Source organism: Mesobacillus sp. ABV4_180 (assembly GCF_056158485.1).
This window is the reverse complement of record NZ_JBSWTJ010000001.1, coordinates 1,199,667-1,219,457: the sequence shown is the minus strand read 5'-3', so window position 1 is coordinate 1,219,457 and position 19,791 is coordinate 1,199,667. Positions and strand designations below refer to the sequence as shown.

Below are 19,791 nucleotides of genomic sequence, written 5' to 3'. Positions count from 1 at the left end.
AAATCACGATCATTTTCGCGGAATTAGCGCGTTCCAAGCTGGATTTCATAGAATTTAGTGATATATCCACGGGAACCAAGCAGGATTTCATAGAATTTAGTGATCTACCCACAGGAACCAAGCTGGATTTCATGGAATGGAGCAATCTTATCTTGGAATTAATCAAGTTTTCGCAGATATAGGGCGACAAACAAATCCTCGATGATTGACACCTATCCATTTTTCTGTAAAACTAAAGAAAACACCGTACAAAGTACCATTTGCACAGTGTTTTCCTATTTATTTTTTCTCTAATTTACTATTCTCTATTTTTTTGGGGCAGGCTGTTGTGCCGGGAAGTAACTGTTGATTGCTTTTTCTTTCTTCTTGAAGTTATCTTTTTCGTCGTAAACAGCCTTCTTCACTTTTTCAATCTCTGTCTTGACTTCCTCCAGGTTTACACCTTTCTTTGTTAATTCCTCAATAGCAAGATTGATTGCTGCGTTAGATTCTTCCACTGATAGCCTTAATGAATCCATTGTTCCCTGCGGATTGTGGAATCCAGCCGAATTTTCCGCCGCTACGATATCCCAGAACCATTGAGCTTTCCTTACATGTGCTTGTGCTTCCTTAATTTTAGCCTCGCTGACACCGGATGTGATCATCTTATTAATATAATAGTGTGATGTGATCGAGATATCCTCTGCTTTATGGAGTGCTTCCATATGGGTATCCTGAATGTCCGTCACCCTGCCCTTCAGCTCTTCCATATCTCGATTGGTATGGCATGTCGCGCAGGACTGATCCATGGTCTTCAGCGGGGAAGTCCACCAGTGTGAACTGATTTTCTTCTTGCCATCGACTCGGTCATAAGGCATGTGACAATCTGAGCAAGTCACTCCTGCCTCACCATGCGGACCTTCAATATGCGTTTCAAATTCTGGGTGCTGCGACTTTAACATTGGCGTACCGGAAACATTGTGGATCCAATCCTTTTCAAACCCTTGTTCCTTTGCAGTTGTTTCATAATAATCGTACATGTCTTCAGGCTTGAAGCCTTTCGCCCATGGGTATGTTACTTCCCCATTTTCTGCAGCAAAATAATATTCCACGTGGCATTGGCCGCAAACATAATTTCTCATATCATTCTTCGTTGGGTTGGACATATCGATGCCCTGTGATTCCATTGCCTTGATGAAACTTGGACGGGTGACACGCAAATCCATCGTCTGCGGGTCATGGCAATCGGAACAGCCGATTGGCGAGTGGCCCATTGCTTCAGCTTTTGGCCAAATGTCTTTATTGAAGTTGCCGCCCCAGTAATCCTCTCCCATTTCCTCAATCATATGAGGCACTGCAGTCGATTTACAGGTTAAGCATGAACCGATGGACTTGTCATTAATGCGGGCAATCGCACGGATGTCTTCATTCGCGTAAATATGCCCCCGGTCCTCGTTGTACTCCGTTGCAAAGCCATATCCGTTAAAAAGCACCGGCAGATACGGTTCCTTGTCAGGGTCATACTTGCTCCGTTTGACAGAGCCACTGTACTTTGTATCTTCCATTTTTTCATTCTGCTGATAGCTTTCATATTGAAGCGGAAAAAGGTCCTTGAAGGCCTCATTGCTGATTTCATCTTTGCTTAGCCCCGTTTTCAGCTCACTGGCGGATGTTGCTTTTTCCTCTGAGCTGGAGCAGCCTGTTATGATGAGCATGACAGCCGCAAGGAGCAAATAGGCCCAGCGGGAATTTCTAGCCATTGTTCATCGTACCTCCTTTATTTTCTAAAAGCTCGCCTGGTTTTGGCGGTTTAAAATAATCCTCTGTCTTGAATCCTTTGCCATGCGGCACGGCCTGATGACAGCTGGAGCAGCTATCCTTTGCATCATGGGAAACATTATCCAATGTATTTTCATGGCAGCTGATGCAGTTTTCATTAATCACTTCATCAGAGTTTTCGGTTGCGTGCAGCACCTTCGGAATTTTTGCCTCCCCCAGGGTGTTGTAATACACATGGGTCATACCAGCCTTGGCCTTGTAAGTATATTTTTTGACCATATTCTCATGCGGCAAATGGCAGTCCCCGCAGGCAAGTCCGGCGTGGTTGGAATCAGAGAATGAGTCATGGACCTCCGTCATGATATGGCAGCTTGAGCAAAATTCCGGTGAATCCGTGTACGCGAGCGTTTTGACAGTAACGACAGAAACAATGATTCCAGCAAAAACGCCGATGAATAACAGCATCTTTTTGTCTATTCCCAGCAGCTTTTTCAGCATCCTTTTCACCTCCCTTATCAAACGGATAAAAGCGGATGCATATGGTGGCATCTCGCAATCTATTAAAACACTTAAGTGCTTTAATCAAGGTCACGGTGAAACATTTTCCTGGATCAATTTGATTAAATCTTGTTTTGTAGTCGGACCTGAAAAGCGTTCGACAATGATGCCATTTTCATCAATAATGATGGTTTCCGGCTGGCCGATCACGCTATAATCCTTTGAAGTCTCTTCTTTTGTGTCCAAAAGGTACGTCAGCTGCGAACCACTTTCCCCGATGTATTTTTCCATCCGTTTTCTGGATTCACCTTTGGCAAGGATCAGCAGTTTAGCATCTGAATACTCTTTTCCGAACGCCTCCAGTTCCGGCGCTTCATCAATGCATGGTGCGCACCATGTCGCGAAGAAGTTCAGCACGACAGGCTGGCCTCTGAAATCCGATAGCTTGAATGTATTACCATCGACATCCTGCAATTGAAAATCGATTGCCTGGTCCCCTGGCTGCGCTGACGCTTTGCCGCCGAGTCCGTTCACGAGAAAGCCCAGAACGCCAATGACGGCAGCGATGACGATTATTGGAACAATCTTTTTGCCCATTTTCTTCACCTTCTTTTTAGAAATCAGTGTTCCATTCTTCAAGAAGTTCAAGTTCTTTTTTTAGCTGTTTCTGGCGGCGGCCAAGAACGATGACATAACCAGCGATCAACGTCCAGATAACTGAGTAAGCCATGAATAAGTAGGTCATTTCAATTCCTCCTAAAAATTTTTAGATATTTACAAGGTAAAAGTTTTACCCTGCAAGCTTTTCGATTGCTTTCGATTTTGCCTTCTTGACGATGTGTCTCATTTTTTCTATTTCAATCCCTTTGCGCATCAGGAAGGCGTATAGAAGTGTGATCGTGAAAATGGAGAATAGCAATGCGACAAGCATGTCGGGTTCAATTCCTCCGCCTGACTGGTTTTTCCCTTCACCAAACACGATGGGATGCAGCTTTGTGTTCCACCAGCGGATCGCCATGAAGACAATCGGAACGTTGATGACACCGATGATTCCGAACACCGCTGAAAGCCTGGAGATTTTATCCATTGAACCGTCCATTTTGCGGACAAACAGATAAGCCACATAGATGAACCATAGAATCAATGTAGTTGCAAGGCGCGGTTCCCATGTCCACCATGTATTCCAGCTGGATTTGCCCCAGATCATCCCGGTTATCAATGTAATGGTCGTGAACAGGACACCGATTTCAGCCGAGATTCCAGCGTTAATATGATGCTGTATTCTCGGATTGATCAGGACTCTGATGCTATAGTATCCAACAACTCCAAAGGCAAGAAATGCTACCCAGGCGCTGCCGACATGGAAGTAGAAAATCTTTTGCGTTTCTCCCATGATTTTCTCAACAGGCGACCAAATAAAGATTAAGTAAAGTGCGATCAAAACGGATGGCACAAGTGTATAAAATAACAGCCGTTCTATCATGCCACTATCCTTTTTCATCAGGATCCCTCCATAATAAATTCAAATAAGAAAAAGCAAGCTGCGAGAAACAGCAAATCGTAGGCTGACATCAACCTCAGCCATGAAAGGGCATCAGTGATTGTTTCATTTTCCAGGATGATTCTTGTCGCCTGGACTGCGGCAATCATCAGCGGGCTCAACAGAGGAAGCAGCAAAACCGGAAGCAGCATCTCGCTGTTCTTCGCATTCGCAGAAAGCGCGGCAAGAAACGTCCCGACAATGATGAATCCGATTGTACCGATGAATACTACGAAAATGAACCAGCCGATTTTTCCAAAGAAGCGATAGTCGAACAAGATGAATAAAACTGGAATACTGATCACTTGTACTACTGTTACCATTGTGAGGTTCGCGAGCACCTTTCCAAGATAGATGCTTGAAGGATCGATGGGTGCCGACCTCAATCCTGTCAGAGCATCGTTTTCGTGCTCAGACAGGAAGGAACGATTCAGGCCAAGCACTCCAGAAAATACGGTGATCAGCCAGACGAGTCCGGGTATGACCGCTTTCACCATGTTGTTAGTCGGATCAAACGCAAAGCTGAAAATGAGGATCACGAGGCTTGAAAAGATGATCATCATGCCGATTGTCTGCTTTGTTTTCAATTCATTGCTCAAGTCCTTGCTGGCGATTGTCCATGCATCTCTAAGAATCGAATTCATGAACTCATCACCTCTGCTTCGTACCACTGCTTCATCGCAGCTAAGCTTACTCCTGCACCAAGCGGCCTTGTCGAAACAATTTTCCCTTTCTTCAGCACGGCTGCCCTGTCGGCAAGTGCATGGACCTGTTCAAAATCATGCGAGATGATCAAGATGGAAGTCCCGCTTTCCCGCTTTTTTCTAATAATCCTATTCAGCAGGGTGACCGCTTCTTGGTCAAGGCCGGTATGCGGCTCATCGAGCAACAGGATTTCCGGATCGGGAAGAAGCACCCTGGCGATTGCCAGCCTTTGCATCATCCCCCTCGAGAAGGAACGGATCGGCATATCCCTGAAAAGGTAGAGGCCGACTTCTTTCAAAAGTTCGTTCGCTTTCCTTTCTAGCTCTTTCACCTTAAACAGCCTGCCGTAAAATTTCAGATTCTCGAGCGGGGACATGTTATTGTAGAGGAACGATTCATGACCTAAAAATCCAATCCGCTGCTTCATTTCCGCTGAATTTTTCTTAACCGGTTTCCCATTCAGAAAAATCTCCCCGCTTGTAGGCTGCAGCAGTCCGACCGTGCATTTGAAGAAGGTGCTCTTCCCGGCCCCGTTTGGCCCGATTACCGCTAATATCTCGCCTTTTTCCAATGAAAGGGTGATGTTCTTAAGTACCAGTTTATCTCCCAGAGTTTTGGTCATTTTCTTCAGTTCAAGCATGGGCCCCAACTCTTTCATAAAGTGTATTGTTTTAATTCAGTGTTCACCTGCTCCAGATGGCGTTCGTATTCTTGTAGCATCCTGGAGTACTCTTCAGATTGAATTTCAGCACTGTTGAGTTTTTCATCAAGCTCCTGGACTTGTTTTTCGATTAGGCTTTTTCTTGACAGGAGATGTTTGAATATCTGATCTTCTTCCACCAATTCATTTGCTGCTGAGGCACGACGTTTTCTCTGAAAGTAGTTAAGTACGAGCACTGTGGCAAAAATAATCAACAGATAGTGAGGGTTCAGCAGGTTCAAGCCTGGAGTCGTCAGCCAGAATGCCACAAGCCAGTCTGGATGATATGCCGGTCCCATCCTGATCACCCCTTCTGCCTGCGGAGCTTCTGTAATTCCCTCAGAATTTCCGCCTCGGCCTCGTCAGCATTGTCTGCCGCCCTGTTTCCAAGTTTTGTTGTCTTACCTGGTTGCTTTCCTCTTGGTCCTTCCTTCATCAGTCCTGCTGCAAGCAGCTGATACTGCTCTTTCATCTTGTCAAAATCATCTCGGGTGATTTTCTCCATTAAGAAATCCATCTCAAGCTCATTCACAGCACTGTAAACTTGCTCAAGGTTCCATTTCTCTTCTCCCGCATCCACCCTGACCGCTTGTTTTTCACTGGCATTAAAAAACGGGGAGATGATGAAATAAAAACATGTCAGGATCACCAGTGAGCCCACAATTAAAAATACATAATCCATTTTGATCAGCTCCTAGAAAAGCTTCCGGCGCTCTTCGTCAAATGTTTTTGATGCGATTTCCTTCTCTATTTCCGAATCCCATCCGTTTTGGGATTGCGGCTTTTGGTCATTCTTTTTCATTTTTATTTTCCTGAGCCAGACACCGACAATCAAGCCGCCAATCCCAAAGCCTGCAGCAGGCATTCCCCAGGCAAACCAGCCGCTTGCGCCGCCGCCCGGAGTTCTCAGGGCAGCCTGCCCATAATCATCGACATAGGATTGAATGATTTCACTTTCGGATTTGCCGCCATTCAGCATCTCAACAACTTCATCGTAATAAATTTTCTTTACTGAGCAGGTGGACAGCTCATGGTCTGCATGCCCCTGCATATCAAGCTGGGCAATGATGTGCTTGAATTCCTTGGAATTGTATGTGAAAGCCGTTGTCAGGCCGGGAATCAGGATGAAAAACAAGAGGGTTGTCAGGATTATTTTTTTCTTCATCTTCATCACCTTCCTGTCATGTTCATGCCTTTAGCCATTTGATAGCGGAACGAGGTCGGCCTGCCGCCAACAAGTGCAAAAGCCGTGCCGATCACCATGATGATTCCGCCTGCCCAGATCCAGCTGACAAATGGATTCACTTTTACCATGAACGTCACTTTTTCTTTCGTCTCCCACGAACTCAGCACCACATACAGGTCCTGACTCCAGTTCGTCTTGATCGCTACCTCAGTTGACGGCTCCGGCCATGTTTCATAAAAGATTTTCTCAGGCTTGATCTTGCCGATGTCCCTGCCCTTATAAGTCACATCCACATCCGCTACGACAACGCCATTTCCATTTTTCATATGCTCAGTCAGCTCGTTGAACGTAAGCTCGTATTCTCCAATTGTGATGCTTTTTCCGGCATCGACTGTTTTCAATATTTCCGTTGAGTAAGAGTGGGATGAAATAACACCTACTGCAATGACAGCAATACCGATATGGACGATATAGCCACCGTATCGCCGCTGATTTTTCACCGACAGCCTGAAAGCGGCCTTCAGGAAATTTTCCTTGGTCGCTTTCCGTCTTGCACCAATTCCTCTTGCAAATTCAAGAAGATGTGTGCAGAACATGAAGCTTGTTGCTGATAATCCAATCACGGCGTATATCCCTTTAATTCCAGCTGCAAACAGGATAATAGCTGTCGCTGCACCCATCAGCAGGGGCCAAATCATGCTCTTCATGAATTTTTCAATGGCTGCTTTTTGCCAGGCGATCAGCGGGCAGATGCCCATAAGAACAATCAGTGCCAGCAGGATCGGAGCCATCACTTTATTAAAATAAGGCGCTCCGACATTGACCTTCGTACTCGTAAAAGTTTCCGAAATCAGCGGATACATCGTGCCCCAGAAAACAGCGAAAGCTGCAGCAACAAGGATCAGGTTGTTCAGCAGGAAACTGCTTTCTTTGGAAAAATAAGCTTCAATCGGGCTGCTGTCTTTTTTTATCAGGCTGTATCTCGTCATGACGATATAGATAGAAAACAGCATCATGAATGCCATGAACACTAGGAAATATGTGCCGAGATTGCTGTCGCCAAACGCGTGGACACTCGTCAGGATTCCGCTCCGTACAAGGAAAGTACCGAACAATGTCAAGATGTAGGATAGGATGATCAAACTTACATTCCACGTTTTCAGCATGTTCTTCCGTTCCTGGATCATCACCGAATGCAGGAACGCTGATACGGTGAGCCATGGCAGGAAAGAAGCATTTTCAACCGGGTCCCACGCCCAGTAGCCGCCCCAGCCGAGTTCAAGGTAAGCCCACCAGCCGCCGATCACATTGCCGAGTGTAAGGAAAAGCCATGCAAGCAAAGTCCATCTTCTCGTCAGCTTGATCCATTCCGAATCCATCCTCTTCAGGATCAATGCTGCAATTCCGAATGCGAATGGAACCGCGAGCCCAACATAACCCATATAGAGCGTTACAGGATGAAGGATCATCCCGGGGTTTTGCAGCATTGGGTTCAACCCTTTACCATCCGCCGGAATTTTATCCGTCATTTCAAATGGATTCGCATTAAGTGCCATCACTGTGAAAAAGAACAGGATATTCACCATCAGGATGCTCGATACATACGGCATCATTGTGTTTTTCTTTTCTTTTGAAAAAACAACCATTGCACCATAAAGGGACAAAAGAAATGCCCAGAGCATCAGCGATCCGGCGTTGCCCGCCCAGAAAGCTGTCAGTTTATAGACAATAGGCAATGCTTCATTCGTATACGAAGCGACATATTTATACTGGAACTGGCTTGTTCCGAGAAGGTACAACAGCAGGAAGGATGCAATGCTGGACACAAAAGCCAGGGACAGTACAGCTCCTCTTGCGCTTTCAAGCCATTTGCTGCTCTTCCGTTTCATACCGGCGACATTGGCAATGATTCCATAAAGTGAAATCACGATACCGAGGTAAATTGAGATGTTCCCGATCAAATACATACAGATAACCACCCATCTGTTTTATTCCTTCTTGTCATTTTTGTACATTTCCTTATGCATCTCGGTGTCATAGTTCTCCATATCCTCACCCTCATATTTTGAAGGACATTTCGTCTGGACTTTTTCTGCTTCGAACACCCCGTTTTTCTGGATAAAACCTTCGACAAGGACGATGACATCCTCTGAAAAATTGTCAGGCTTTATGCCTTTATGGAAAACTTGCAGTGTTCCCTGGCCTTCCTCGTAAAGCTCGAAACGAAGCTCCAGTTTGTCTGCATCCCATTTGACAGATTCCTTATTGAGCAAGCCTTGGGTCATGATATAATCGCCTTCATACTTCGAGCCATTTTTTGAAAGGTCTGCAATCGTGATTTCCTTGCTTCCCGCGCTTGGCATTGTCGAGAACATCATGATCACGAAAGCAACTGCTGCAAGGGCGAGACCCATTACGATTTTTTTGTTTTTGGACATTATCTTCCGCCTCCCAGCTTTTTCATCAATTCGTTGTACTCTGGTTCCGTGATACTCCCTTTCACCAGCATGGCACGGAGCTTAGCCTTCTTCATTTCAAAATTATTTTCCGCTACCTTCTTTTCCGGTTTGGCATCCTTTTTATTCATCAAGAAAATAAGAAGGATTGCTGCGAATACGCTCACACTTCCCACGACGGTAATGACAAGCCACAGAGGCATTTTCTCTTCATTCTGTTTTACAGCTCCTGCCTTTTTGGCATCACCAGCCATATCCTCCATGATTTCCGCTGTCGTTCTTGTTTCAGCACGCTTGTATTCCAATGTGATGTTCCGTTCTTCTCCCGGCTTCATTCCTTGATTCTGATAAAGGAACATGTTCATATTGTATGAATTTTTCTGCTGCTGCTCAGAGACTGGTTCAAGCTTGAAACTTTCTGTTTTCAGCGGTTCTACAAAAATGAGGTTCATCAAGCCGATCTCCGCGAAGCTTTTAAAATCGTAAGCCAGAGTATTCGTGCCTTCATTTTCCTTAATGCTTTCGGTATAGTACTCAATCACAAATTTATAGATTTCCTGTGGCTGGATTTCCTCACTCGTTTCCCAGGAAATCGTTCCTTTTTCCTTGTCGAGTTCATATTCAATTTCATTCATCTCTGTCAGGTCGCGGGAATAATCAGCAACAAATCCAATCCTGAAGTTCTTCTCATCCATTGGCAGAGGAATGACAACCTGGCCTTTTTTTGGCTCAGTGGCTTGATTGATCAATGCACCGTGATAGCCAACAAGCAGTGGGGGATTCTTCTTTTTATCTTTTGGGTGGTAAGAGTACTCCGGCATCACCTGAATCGTGAGCTCCTCCATTTTGAGGACATTGGTTGCTGTTTCTGCCCTGGACTGATGGGGCAGTTGGAAAATGATTATTAAAATCAGGCACATGAATATCTGCACTATTTTCATTTGAGTGACATCCTTTCTATATGTGGCAAATTCGTGAATATTTTCACAAGATAACTTGTCATGAAAAATTGCCTTCTGATCATGACCGCTTTCCCTTTTTATAAAATTGCCTTTTTTGCTGTTGTTCTACTTTATATAAACCATTTCTAAAAGCTCTCATTCTGTGATATTAATCACGGAATTTCCGCCAGTTTTATCCGAATTGTGAACGGGGGGTATTTTAAAATATTTCGTTTTGAGCATTTCACACAAAAAAACCTCACTTCCCGAAATGGAAGTGAGGGTGTTACAACTTTATGAAGATTGCCCTTATTCAGGATGGAATTTCGACTTGACCGGCTGCCCGCCGCTTCGCTCATACTTCTTTTTCGCTTCTTTTACCGGATCATGATCCATGCCAAGTTCAAGATCCTGATTGTTGATGCCGTTCCGCGTTTTCTGTTCCGGATTATTTTGCTTTGAGCGCTTTTTCAAAGTTTTCCCCTCCTGTTTAATGATCAAGCAAAATCATGCTGTTCTGGACTTGCTGCAGCTGCAGCCTCATCCTGTGCAGCTGATCCCGTTGCTGGGCGTTCGCACTGAAGGCAAGCTTGGCGAGATCATTATACGCATCTTCCAGCGCTTGCAAAGCATTTGTAAACTCACCGTTATTGTAATGCTGCTGCATGCTGGCATTTTTGTATTGTTCCTGGGCAAGATTGATGGCATCCTCACACTGCTGAAGTAGCTGGTCAACCGATTGACGTGTAGCCAATTTTAGCCCCTCCTTTACTTGATCCTGAAGCAAAGTCTGCTTCTTCTTTATTTTGTTCACAATGCTCTTTCCTATCACGATTTCAGCAATGTTTAATGATTCCAATTATCGAGGGTCGATGATGCCGCTGCACTTTGTAATCTTTTTGCAATTGGAATCGCTTATCCTAAGTGGTACAATTCATAATGAATTTATCGGACAGATATTAAGGAGGTTTTTGGCATGGTCAACGCCAACCCTTTTCCATATGCAACAGATGACAAACGCTACCATACATGGAACTACCACCTTCGAAACCACTTTGGGCATAAAGTTTTCAAGGTGGCTCTTGATGGCGGATTCGACTGCCCAAATCGTGACGGCACTGTAGCTCATGGCGGATGCACCTTCTGCAGCGCAGCTGGTTCAGGAGATTTTGCCGGAGACAGAGTGGAAGATCTCGGCACCCAGTTCAAGAAGATTAAAGAAAAAATGCATACAAAGTGGAAAGACGGCAAGTATATGGCTTACTTCCAGGCGTTCACCAACACCCATGCGCCGGTTGAAGTGCTGCGTGAAAAATACGAAACCGTCTTGAATGAAGAAGGCGTCGTCGGAATATCGATCGCGACAAGGCCCGACTGCCTGCCGGACGATGTCGTCGAATACCTGGCTGAGCTGAACGAACGGACGTACTTATGGGTCGAGCTAGGACTGCAAACCGTCCATGAGAAAACAGCCCATCTAATCAACCGCGCCCATGACTATGAAACGTATAAAGAAGGCGTGGACAAGCTTCGAAAGCATGGCATCAGGGTTTGTTCCCATATCATCAATGGACTGCCGCTCGAAACACCTGAAATGATGATGGAAACCGCGCGTGAAGTGGCAAAACTCGATGTCCAGGGAATCAAGATCCACCTCCTTCATTTGCTGAAAGGCACCCCGATGGTAAAACAGTACGAAAAGGGCTTGCTTGAATTCCTTACCTTTGAGGATTATGTAAAATTGGTATGCGATCAGCTGGAAATCCTGCCTCCTGAAATGATTATCCACAGGATCACGGGAGATGGACCAATCGAGCTGATGGTCGGCCCAATGTGGAGCGTAAACAAATGGGAAGTGCTGAACGCGATTGATAAAGAAATGAAACGCCGCGACAGCTGGCAGGGGAAATTCTATATTAGGAATAAAGTGGTGATTGAGAATGAAGCTTGAACGAATCCTTCCATTTGCCCGGAATCTTCTTGAACTAGCCGTGAAGCCTGGCGATATCGCTGTTGATGCGACTGTAGGAAACGGACATGATACATTATTTTTAGCAAATCTGGTCGGACCATCAGGCAGAATTTATGGCTTTGATATCCAGGATGAAGCGCTATTGTCATGCAAAGCAAAGCTAAGAGAGCATGACCTGCAAGACCAGGTCACCTTATTTCATACCGGCCATGAAAATGTGTCAGAATGCATCCCGCCTCTGCATTTCGGAAAAATCACCGGTGCAGTTTTCAATTTGGGGTATCTTCCAGGAGGAGACAAGGACATCGTTACCGTCCCCGAGACAACCATCCAGGCCATCGACCAGCTGCTCGACATCATGGCACCAGAAGGCATCATCGTAATCGTGATCTACCACGGCCACCCAGAAGGCAAGGTCGAAAGGGAATATTTACTCCGTTATGTAAAGTCCCTGGATCAAAATACAGCACATGTTCTTGAATACAAATTTTTGAACCAGAAAAATAACCCGCCATTTATCATTGCGATTGAGAAAAGGTAACAGGATGTCCCGAAAGTTTTAACTTTTGGGGCTTCTTTTTTTGAGGCAAGGAATTTATGGAATCAAGATTGTGGCCGGATTTCTACTGTAGGTGGATTTCGGCGCAGACGTTTCGGTTATGTGACCATAATCGATTTAAAATCGAATTTACGGGCACATCCCGAGCGTTTATATGACCCGTAATCCATAGAAAATCGAATTTACGGGCACATCTCGAGCTTTTATGTGACCGTAATCCATGGAAAGTCAGAATTATGGGCACAACCCGAGCTTTTATATGACCGTAATCCATGGAAAGTGAGAAATTACGGGCACAAAGAACCAGCCAGGAATCAAATCCGTGACTGGCTCTCTATCTGTTACTTAATAAAACCCCTAACCAATCCAGCTGGCACCCACCTTTGCAATGACCGGTAGGCTCGTCCATTTATATAAAAGAAGTAGCTGATCGGACCGGCTGTTTTGATCATTTCCCTTGCGAGCTTCCTGATTCTTTCCTGGTGTCTAACTTTTTCATCTGATAGATACACTCCAAGCAGGCCTCGGTTGATCAATTTGTGGAAGCGCTGATGCGGCAGCTTGGCGGTATGGTAATCTGCGTTTTCAACGAAATGCCTCAAGCGTTCAAACAAGGCTTCTTCATTTTCATAGTAAAAGCAGAAGTTGAGGTCGCCGCCTTCGCGGTCCTCCTCCTGGTCGATGAAATAATCCAGCAGGATGTGGAGCCCCTGTATGTATGGAAAATATCCGTTGCGGATGCTTTCTGCGTATTCCGGCTGGAAATCATCGCGGAGTGCATAGGAAACAAGGCAAAAGATGCCGAGCGTCGATCCTGTGCATGCGGAAAACTCATACCACTCCATGTCCGGGATGCCATCACGATGTCCATCGAACCATGTTTGCAGCCGGGGAACCCGTTCTTTTACATCCACATGCTTGTGGATTTGCAAATCGCAATAAAAAGCACATAGTTCAGCCAGATGCCCCATGATGTCCTCATAGTGATCCAGTTCCGCCAAGACCTCCCGGCAGACCGATACGAGCTCAATCAGATATCCCCCGTCATTCTGGTCCTCCCGCTCCCGATAGTAGTTTTTCAGCTGGCGGTCCAGATCGAGCGCGTCCGCCATCGATTCGTGAAGCGCCGCAAAATCCACCGGATCCAATGAAGTACTGCGGTCACAAAGATTATCAAGATAATCGCTGATGGTCTGGTAGGCGACAATAAACCGGATCGCCTGCTTATAATTCTTCTTCGCAGTCAGGCTTAAAATCGAACCGCCCTCGCAATGGAAGGTTTTGTGTTCGATACTCGCGAGTGCCTGCTTTCTTAATTCAGGGTTCGGGATTTCTTCTGCCCTGCTTTTCCAGTATGCAAGCTCCCGGTGCACCTGCGGCAGAACTTGCCTGTATACACGGTACATTAGACTAATAGGCATTGATGGTATTAACATGTATACACCTCCAAGGCTCTTTCTCAATGCTATCGAAATAGATTAGCTTTCGGGATAATCCAACAGTGCACGAAAATCAAAACGAAGCTTGATCCTGGAACACCTTAATATACATATCCAATCGCCTTCAGCTGGCTGATGACGAAATCATGGGCATAGTCGAAAACCTCTTCACGTTCGGGCTCATTGAAGACTTCGTGGTAGCACTTCGGCCATTCCTTATATCGCTTTTCAGAAAGCGGAGCGTTGTTGAACCATTCTTTTACCGCCCGTTTGTTGACGATCTGGTCATCGCCTCCCTGCACCAGCAGTGTTGGGATGTCCTGTATTTTTTCCATATTTTCGAAAGCCTGCTCCATCGCTGCAATCAGCTCTCGATACCAGCGGATGGACACCTTGGTAATGTACAGCGAGTCATTCGCGTCGACTGCCCTTACATCCTCATTCCTAGTTGCCATTTCGACCGTCAGCCCTGGTGACATGCGCAGGGTTGGCAAAAGAACATTCAATCCATGCGATAGCACATTGAGTATCTTTGAAGGATATTTCACCAGTCCAAGGCATGGCGATGACAGAATGAGTCCGGCCACTTCCACCCGCTCCTCCTGCAGCATGCGGATCGCGATAAGCCCTCCCATGCTGTGCCCCAATATAAATACAGGCAAGTCAAAATTATAGGCGGCTTCGACCCATTCTTTCGCCTCGATAATATATTCATCAAATGAATCAATATGGCCACGGTTCGCTCTAGTTGTCATACCCTGACCAGGCAAATCTCCCATAATTACATGAAAGCCTGATGAGCGCCACATTTCGATCAGCCATCCGTATCGGCGATGGTGCTCGAGTGCCCCATGAATCATGACGATTACGCCCTTAGCTTCTCCGTCAGCCTCCCATTTCCACATGACCATTCCCCCACTCAAATACTTTTTCTTTCTTTAAAAGAACTATAATATATAATTAGCGAAAAAAAAAATGAAAGCATCTATTCAAATCCATTTTATTCAGGAGTGTGCACAATGATTTATCCTTACAATGGCAAAACACCAAAAATAGCAGATTCTGCGTTTATTGCAGATTACGTAACGATTACTGGCGATGTCGAAATCGGCGAGGAGTCCAGTGTCTGGTTCAACACCTCGATCCGCGGCGATGTAGCCCCGACCATTATCGGCAATAAAGTGAATATACAGGATAACTCGGTCCTCCATCAAAGCCCGAACAATCCGCTGATCCTTGAGGACGAAGTAACAGTCGGCCACCAGGTCATACTCCACAGCTGCATTATCAGGAAAAAGGCCTTGATTGGCATGGGCTCGATTATACTCGACCAGGCCGAAATTGGCGAAGGCGCATTTATCGGCGCAGGAAGCCTTGTTCCTCAGGGTAAAAAAATCCCGCCAAACACACTCGCATTCGGAAGGCCAGCCAAGGTTATCCGCGAGCTGAATGAAGACGATATCCGCGACATGGAACGAATATCACGAGAGTACGCCGAAAAAGGACAATATTATAAAAGTCTTCAAAACAAATAGATGGTGATCACTCCATCTACTTAACAAATCCACCATCAGTCCGATATTAATCTATATACTATACCCGACTATTTTTCCAATTATGCGGACGAAACAGGTGATGGATGTGGACACATTATTTATACCGATCGCAGCGATCATATCGCTGCTCGCTTTGTTTTTACTGTTGATCCGAAAACAGAATAGCATGCTGAAATCCATAATGATGTTCCTGCTTGTTTTTACATCAGTAGCCGGCGCTTTCATGCTGGAGAATCTGCAGGCTTCTCATGTCGCCAAAGCAGTCCAATCAGTCAAGGACTGGCTTGATGAGCCAGAGCCCGCTGTGTCGCCCAAAGCTATAGAAGATGATAAAGCTGAAATCATTCCAATAAAGGAACAGGTCCTGCTGGACGCCCCAATCATATGGCAGATGCCAGAGCTTCCAAGAGGCTGCGAAGTTACAAGCCTCGCCATGCTTTTACAATTCAGAAGTGTTCAAGTGGACAAGCTGACACTTGCGAGGGAAGTGAAGAAAAACCCGGCAGAATACAGACTGGATCATGGCAAAATCTATTTTGGAGATCCGAATGAAGGGTTTGTCGGCAATATGTACACCTACACCAAACCTGGTCTTGGCGTCTATCATAAACCAATTGCTGAACTGGCCGAACAGTATCTTCCCGGTAAAATAAAGGACCTGACTGGTGCTGAGTTTCAGGAACTGAAAATCCACCTGTCTGACAACCGGCCTGTCTGGATTATTACCAATACTGAATATGAGAGGCTGGACGATAGCTTTTTCCAGAGATGGTATACACCGAACGGAGAAGTAAGAGTAACAACGAAGGAGCATTCTGTCCTGATTACAGGCTATGACCAAAATCATGTATATTTTAACGATCCTTTGACGGGTGAAAAAAATAAAAAAGCACCCATGCAGGATTTCGTGGAAGCATGGGTGCAGATGGGAAGGCAGGCTATTACCTACCTGCCTTGATTAGCCTTTTAAAGATTGCAATACTTTTTGTGCCTCATACTCCTTCTGGAAGGAGTATTTTTTTTCGACGTAAACATCATGCCACATCATGAACATAAGAACAGTCCAGATTTTACGGCTGTTGTCAGCCTTGTTCTGGCAATGGTCATCCAATAATTTCAGTAGATATGACTTATTGATTAAATGTTCCGTGTTGCTTTCCTTAATGATGTTCTTAGCCCATTCATTCATTTCATCCTTCAGCCAGTGGCGAATCGGCACTGGGAAGCCAAGCTTTTTGCGGGTAAGTACATGGTCGGGAACCACACCTTCTGCGGCTTTACGCAAAATGTACTTCGTCGTATTATTAGCCGTTTTCAGGCTCGTTGGGATCTTTGAAGCTGTTTCAAACACAATCTTATCCAAGAATGGCACGCGCAGCTCAAGGGAGTGGGCCATCGTCATTTTATCAGCTTTCAATAAAATGTCGCCGCGCATCCACGTATGGATATCGATATATTGCATGGTATCAACAGGGTCATATCCTCTGCTCTCTCTGTATAGAGGCTTCGTGATATCCCTGTAATCGTACTGGCCATTATAAACGTGCAGAAGCTCGCTCTTCTCTTTTTCAGAGAACATTTTCGCGTTTCCGATATAACGCTCTTCCATTGGAGTCACGCCGCGTTCAATGAAGCTTTTACCCTTCATTCCCTCTGGCATCATTTTCGCGATGCCTTTCAGCATGGACTTCCCTACTTGCGGGATCTTGTTGAACATTTCCAGGTCCTGCGGTTCACGGTAGATGTTATAACCGCCGAACAATTCATCCGCACCTTCACCTGATAGAACAACCGTTACATGCTTCCTTGCTTCACGGGCAACGAAATACAATGGTACAGCTGCCGGATCGGCTAGAGGATCATCCATATGCCACATGATCTTCGGAAGTTCATCCATGTATTCCTGCGGGCTGATGACATAGCTGATGTTTTCAACACCGAGTTTATCAGCCGTTTCTTTCGCGACATCGATCTCGCTGAAGCCATTTCGTTCAAAACCAACCGAGAATGTCTTAATCCCTGGATGATATTGCTTGGCAATCGACGCGATGATGGATGAGTCAATACCGCCAGAAAGGAACGAACCGACAGGCACATCACTGCGCATGTGAATTTTCACGGATTCGAAGAGGACGTCCCTGATCTCCTTCGTGAATTCTTCTTCCGTTTTCTGGATCGGCGAGAAGCTTGCTTTCCAGTAGCGTTTGATTTCCATTGGCGATCCGATCTTCTTTGTAAAATAATGACCTGGCTCAAGCTTATAAATGCCTTCAGACAATGTATTAGGTTCCGGTACGAATTGGTACGTCAAGTAATGCTGCAGCGCCTTGTAATCAAGGACATCATTTTCCAATGCCAGCAGTATGCTCTTCTTTTCGGAACCGAAGAATGTACGGTCTCCATCTTCAAAATAGAAGAATGGCTTGATTCCAAAATGATCACGGGCACCGAATAGAACCTGTTCCTGTTTATCCCAAATGACAAATGCGAACATACCACGCAGCTTGTCGACAGCCTGCTCTTTTACATGGCTGTAGAGGGCAATGATGACTTCTGTGTCAGAATGAGTTTCGAACGTCAATCCTTCTTCAATCAGCTCTTCACGAAGCTCAAGATAGTTGTAGATTTCGCCATTGAAAATGATCCAGTACCGCTCATTTTCATACGTCAATGGCTGGTGTCCAGCTTCAATGTCAATGATGCTCAGACGGCGGAAGCCAAACTGGATGTGCTCATCATAAAAATAACCATCATCGTCCGGTCCGCGGTGGGAAATAATATCATTCATATTTTTAAACAGCTGCTTTTGGTCGCTGCTGAATTCCTGTGCTTTTTCATGTACACAACCGATAAAGCCACACATTATGTACTTCACCTTCTCCATTTCAAGACTAATTTATTGTAATCTTACTCTCAAAAAACATACCATCTAATACTACCATTAAACGCTAATATTTTGCAGTAAAATCTAAGGGAAATTTAAGGTAATACTTTATTTTACACCTTTTGAACCATATGCAAACATTCTCTACATCGATGAAAGCGGTAAACAAAAACCATTATGGTTTTGAACGGTTCGATAATTCGACGCAAAAAAAGAAAGGGAGTTACATATTTCTATGCAACTCCCTTATCATTTTATTTTCCTTCAGCTTGAGTGCGAAGTGCCTCAGCCTTGTCTGTACGTTCCCATGGAAGGTCAACGTCAGAACGGCCGAAGTGTCCATAAGCAGCAGTCTGCTTGTAGATTGGCTTGCGCAGGTCAAGCATGTTGATGATTCCTGCAGGACGAAGGTCGAAGTTGCTGTTTACAACGTCGATCAACACATCTTCGCTTACTTTGCCTGTTCCGAAAGTATCGATTGAAATAGATACCGGACGGGCAACGCCGATTGCGTATGCAAGCTGAACTTCAACTTTTTCAGCAAGGCCAGCAGCTACGATGTTCTTCGCAACGTAACGTGCAGCATATGCAGCTGAACGGTCAACTTTAGTAGGATCCTTACCAGAGAATGCGCCGCCGCCGTGACGAGCATATCCGCCGTAAGTATCAACGATGATTTTGCGGCCAGTCAGACCAGCATCACCCTGTGGTCCGCCGATTACGAAACGGCCTGTTGGGTTGATGAAGTATTTTGTGTTCTCGTCGATCAATTCTTTTGGTACAACAGGATTGATGACATGTTCTTTAAGGTTGCGCTGGATTTGCTCAAGTGAAACCTCTGGATGGTGCTGAGTTGAAATAACGATTGTATCGATGCGGATTGGCTTGTCGTTCTCATCGTATTCTACCGTTACCTGAGTTTTACCGTCTGGACGAAGGTATGGAAGGATTTCTTCCTTGCGCACTTCAGTCAGGCGGCGTGAAAGCTTGTGTGCCAAAGAAATCGGAAGAGGCATAAGCTCTTTCGTTTCGTTGCAGGCAAAACCGAACATCAAGCCCTGGTCACCAGCGCCGATAGCTTCGATTTCATCATCAGACATTTGGCCTTCACGTGCTTCAAGAGCCTGGTCAACACCCATTGCGATATCAGCAGACTGCTCGTCAATAGAAGTCAAAACTGCACAAGTTTCAGAGTCAAAACCGTACTTGGCACGAGTATAGCCAATCTCCTTAACTGTTTCACGAACGATTTTCGGAATATCTACGTATGTAGATGTAGTGATTTCCCCTGCAACAAGTACAAGGCCTGTAGTAACTGATGTTTCAGCAGCAACACGAGCGTTAGCATCCTTTGCAAGGATTGCATCCAAGATTGCGTCAGAGATCTGGTCACAAATCTTATCCGGATGGCCTTCAGTTACTGATTCAGAAGTGAACAAACGACGTTTTGTTGACATCTGATTTCCTCCCTCATTTATAAAAATAGATCGAGGCTGTCCCAATACAAACCTCGGTTTGATACGGTACTCATTCCCTATGTAGTATGAAATAAACGCTGAGTTTTTATTAGAAAAAAATGATTTAGATTCATGCTGAA

General features: G+C 45.3%; 23 protein-coding genes. 4 read left to right on the top strand and 19 right to left on the bottom strand.

The window, feature by feature from the left end:
- Window positions 1-305: 305 nt before the first annotated feature.
- The 15 genes from ACXAEA_RS06115 to ACXAEA_RS06045 all read right to left on the bottom strand — a co-directional run bounded on the left by ACXAEA_RS06115 (window position 306) and on the right by ACXAEA_RS06045 (window position 10,538).
- Window positions 306-1,739, bottom strand: a complete 1,434-nt coding sequence (locus ACXAEA_RS06115; RefSeq protein WP_475095026.1) for an ammonia-forming cytochrome c nitrite reductase subunit c552 — start codon at window positions 1,737-1,739, stop codon at window positions 306-308.
- Window positions 1,732-2,256 (bottom strand): cytochrome c3 family protein, encoded by a 525-nt coding sequence (locus tag ACXAEA_RS06110; RefSeq protein WP_475095025.1) that lies wholly within the window; start codon window positions 2,254-2,256, stop codon window positions 1,732-1,734. The genes ACXAEA_RS06115 and ACXAEA_RS06110 overlap by 8 nt, the downstream gene beginning before the upstream one ends.
- Before the next feature lie 90 nt (window positions 2,257-2,346).
- Complete coding sequence (locus ACXAEA_RS06105; protein ID WP_475095024.1) at window positions 2,347-2,853, bottom strand: TlpA family protein disulfide reductase; 507 nt, start codon at window positions 2,851-2,853, stop codon at window positions 2,347-2,349.
- 16 nt (window positions 2,854-2,869) lie between these two features.
- Window positions 2,870-3,001: a CcmD family protein gene (locus ACXAEA_RS06100; RefSeq protein WP_475095023.1), complete on the bottom strand. Its 132-nt coding sequence runs from the start codon at window positions 2,999-3,001 to the stop codon at window positions 2,870-2,872.
- A gap of 45 nt (window positions 3,002-3,046) precedes the next feature.
- Window positions 3,047-3,757 (bottom strand): cytochrome c biogenesis protein CcsA, encoded by a 711-nt coding sequence (ccsA, locus tag ACXAEA_RS06095; protein ID WP_475095022.1) that lies wholly within the window; start codon window positions 3,755-3,757, stop codon window positions 3,047-3,049.
- Window positions 3,757-4,440 carry a heme exporter protein CcmB gene (locus ACXAEA_RS06090; protein WP_475095021.1) on the bottom strand — a complete coding sequence of 228 codons (684 nt, stop codon included), beginning with the start codon at window positions 4,438-4,440 and terminating at the stop codon, window positions 3,757-3,759. The genes ccsA and ACXAEA_RS06090 overlap by 1 nt, the downstream gene beginning before the upstream one ends.
- Entirely contained in the window at window positions 4,437-5,141 is a 705-nt protein-coding gene (gene ccmA, locus ACXAEA_RS06085; protein ID WP_475095020.1) for a heme ABC exporter ATP-binding protein CcmA, read from the bottom strand. Before ccmA ends, ACXAEA_RS06090 begins: the two co-directional genes overlap by 4 nt.
- 14 nt (window positions 5,142-5,155) lie before the next feature.
- Window positions 5,156-5,500, bottom strand: a complete 345-nt coding sequence (locus tag ACXAEA_RS06080; RefSeq protein ID WP_475095019.1) for a hypothetical protein — start codon at window positions 5,498-5,500, stop codon at window positions 5,156-5,158.
- Window positions 5,501-5,505: 5 nt separating this feature from the next.
- Window positions 5,506-5,883 (bottom strand): hypothetical protein, encoded by a 378-nt coding sequence (locus ACXAEA_RS06075; RefSeq protein ID WP_475095018.1) that lies wholly within the window; start codon window positions 5,881-5,883, stop codon window positions 5,506-5,508.
- 12 nt (window positions 5,884-5,895) lie between these two features.
- Entirely contained in the window at window positions 5,896-6,366 is a 471-nt protein-coding gene (locus ACXAEA_RS06070) for a cytochrome c-type biogenesis protein CcmH (RefSeq protein ID WP_475095017.1), read from the bottom strand.
- A gap of 5 nt (window positions 6,367-6,371) precedes the next feature.
- On the bottom strand, window positions 6,372-8,354 hold the full coding sequence (locus ACXAEA_RS06065) for a heme lyase CcmF/NrfE family subunit (RefSeq protein WP_475095016.1): 1,983 nt from the start codon (window positions 8,352-8,354) through the stop codon (window positions 6,372-6,374).
- Between the two features lie 21 nt (window positions 8,355-8,375).
- A complete protein-coding gene (locus tag ACXAEA_RS06060; RefSeq protein WP_475095015.1) occupies window positions 8,376-8,825 on the bottom strand; it encodes a cytochrome c maturation protein CcmE in 450 nt (149 codons plus the stop codon).
- Complete coding sequence (locus ACXAEA_RS06055; protein ID WP_475095014.1) at window positions 8,825-9,784, bottom strand: hypothetical protein; 960 nt, start codon at window positions 9,782-9,784, stop codon at window positions 8,825-8,827. Before ACXAEA_RS06055 ends, ACXAEA_RS06060 begins: the two co-directional genes overlap by 1 nt.
- Before the next feature lie 309 nt (window positions 9,785-10,093).
- The gene (locus ACXAEA_RS06050) at window positions 10,094-10,258 is read right to left on the bottom strand and encodes a glycogen biosynthesis protein GlgD (RefSeq protein WP_475095013.1); all 165 of its coding nucleotides are present in this window, start codon (window positions 10,256-10,258) and stop codon (window positions 10,094-10,096) included.
- Between the two features lie 16 nt (window positions 10,259-10,274).
- Window positions 10,275-10,538, bottom strand: coding sequence for a YtzC family protein (locus ACXAEA_RS06045; protein WP_475095012.1), 264 nt, complete (start codon window positions 10,536-10,538; stop codon window positions 10,275-10,277).
- A 222-nt stretch (window positions 10,539-10,760) separates the two neighbouring features.
- Here ACXAEA_RS06045 and mnmL point away from each other — a divergent pair, with 222 nt between their 5' ends.
- Both mnmL and mnmM read left to right on the top strand, forming a co-directional pair.
- Window positions 10,761-11,735, top strand: coding sequence for a tRNA modification radical SAM protein MnmL/YtqA (gene mnmL / locus ACXAEA_RS06040; RefSeq protein WP_475095011.1), 975 nt, complete (start codon window positions 10,761-10,763; stop codon window positions 11,733-11,735).
- Window positions 11,725-12,297 (top strand): tRNA 5-(aminomethyl)-2-thiouridylate-methyltransferase MnmM, encoded by a 573-nt coding sequence (mnmM, locus tag ACXAEA_RS06035; protein WP_475095010.1) that lies wholly within the window; start codon window positions 11,725-11,727, stop codon window positions 12,295-12,297. The genes mnmL and mnmM overlap by 11 nt, the downstream gene beginning before the upstream one ends.
- A gap of 359 nt (window positions 12,298-12,656) precedes the next feature.
- Here mnmM and ACXAEA_RS06030 read toward each other — a convergent pair whose 3' ends face one another.
- Both ACXAEA_RS06030 and ACXAEA_RS06025 read right to left on the bottom strand, forming a co-directional pair.
- The gene (locus ACXAEA_RS06030) at window positions 12,657-13,751 is read right to left on the bottom strand and encodes a tetraprenyl-beta-curcumene synthase family protein (RefSeq protein WP_475095009.1); all 1,095 of its coding nucleotides are present in this window, start codon (window positions 13,749-13,751) and stop codon (window positions 12,657-12,659) included.
- Between the two features lie 104 nt (window positions 13,752-13,855).
- Window positions 13,856-14,659, bottom strand: a complete 804-nt coding sequence (locus ACXAEA_RS06025) for a lysophospholipase (protein WP_475095008.1) — start codon at window positions 14,657-14,659, stop codon at window positions 13,856-13,858.
- Between the two features lie 114 nt (window positions 14,660-14,773).
- Here ACXAEA_RS06025 and ACXAEA_RS06020 point away from each other — a divergent pair, with 114 nt between their 5' ends.
- Window positions 14,774-15,289, top strand: coding sequence for a gamma carbonic anhydrase (locus tag ACXAEA_RS06020; RefSeq protein ID WP_475095007.1), 516 nt, complete (start codon window positions 14,774-14,776; stop codon window positions 15,287-15,289).
- A 100-nt stretch (window positions 15,290-15,389) separates the two neighbouring features.
- The gene (locus tag ACXAEA_RS06015; RefSeq protein ID WP_475098063.1) at window positions 15,390-16,268 is read left to right on the top strand and encodes a C39 family peptidase; all 879 of its coding nucleotides are present in this window, start codon (window positions 15,390-15,392) and stop codon (window positions 16,266-16,268) included.
- On the opposite strand, the gene asnB is transcribed toward ACXAEA_RS06015, so the two are convergent.
- Together asnB and metK are read right to left on the bottom strand one after the other, a co-directional pair.
- Window positions 16,269-18,173, bottom strand: coding sequence for an asparagine synthase (glutamine-hydrolyzing) (gene asnB, locus ACXAEA_RS06010; RefSeq protein WP_475095006.1), 1,905 nt, complete (start codon window positions 18,171-18,173; stop codon window positions 16,269-16,271). It abuts the gene before it with no gap.
- A gap of 275 nt (window positions 18,174-18,448) precedes the next feature.
- Window positions 18,449-19,651, bottom strand: coding sequence for a methionine adenosyltransferase (gene metK, locus ACXAEA_RS06005; protein WP_475095005.1), 1,203 nt, complete (start codon window positions 19,649-19,651; stop codon window positions 18,449-18,451).
- Window positions 19,652-19,791 lie beyond the last annotated feature (140 nt).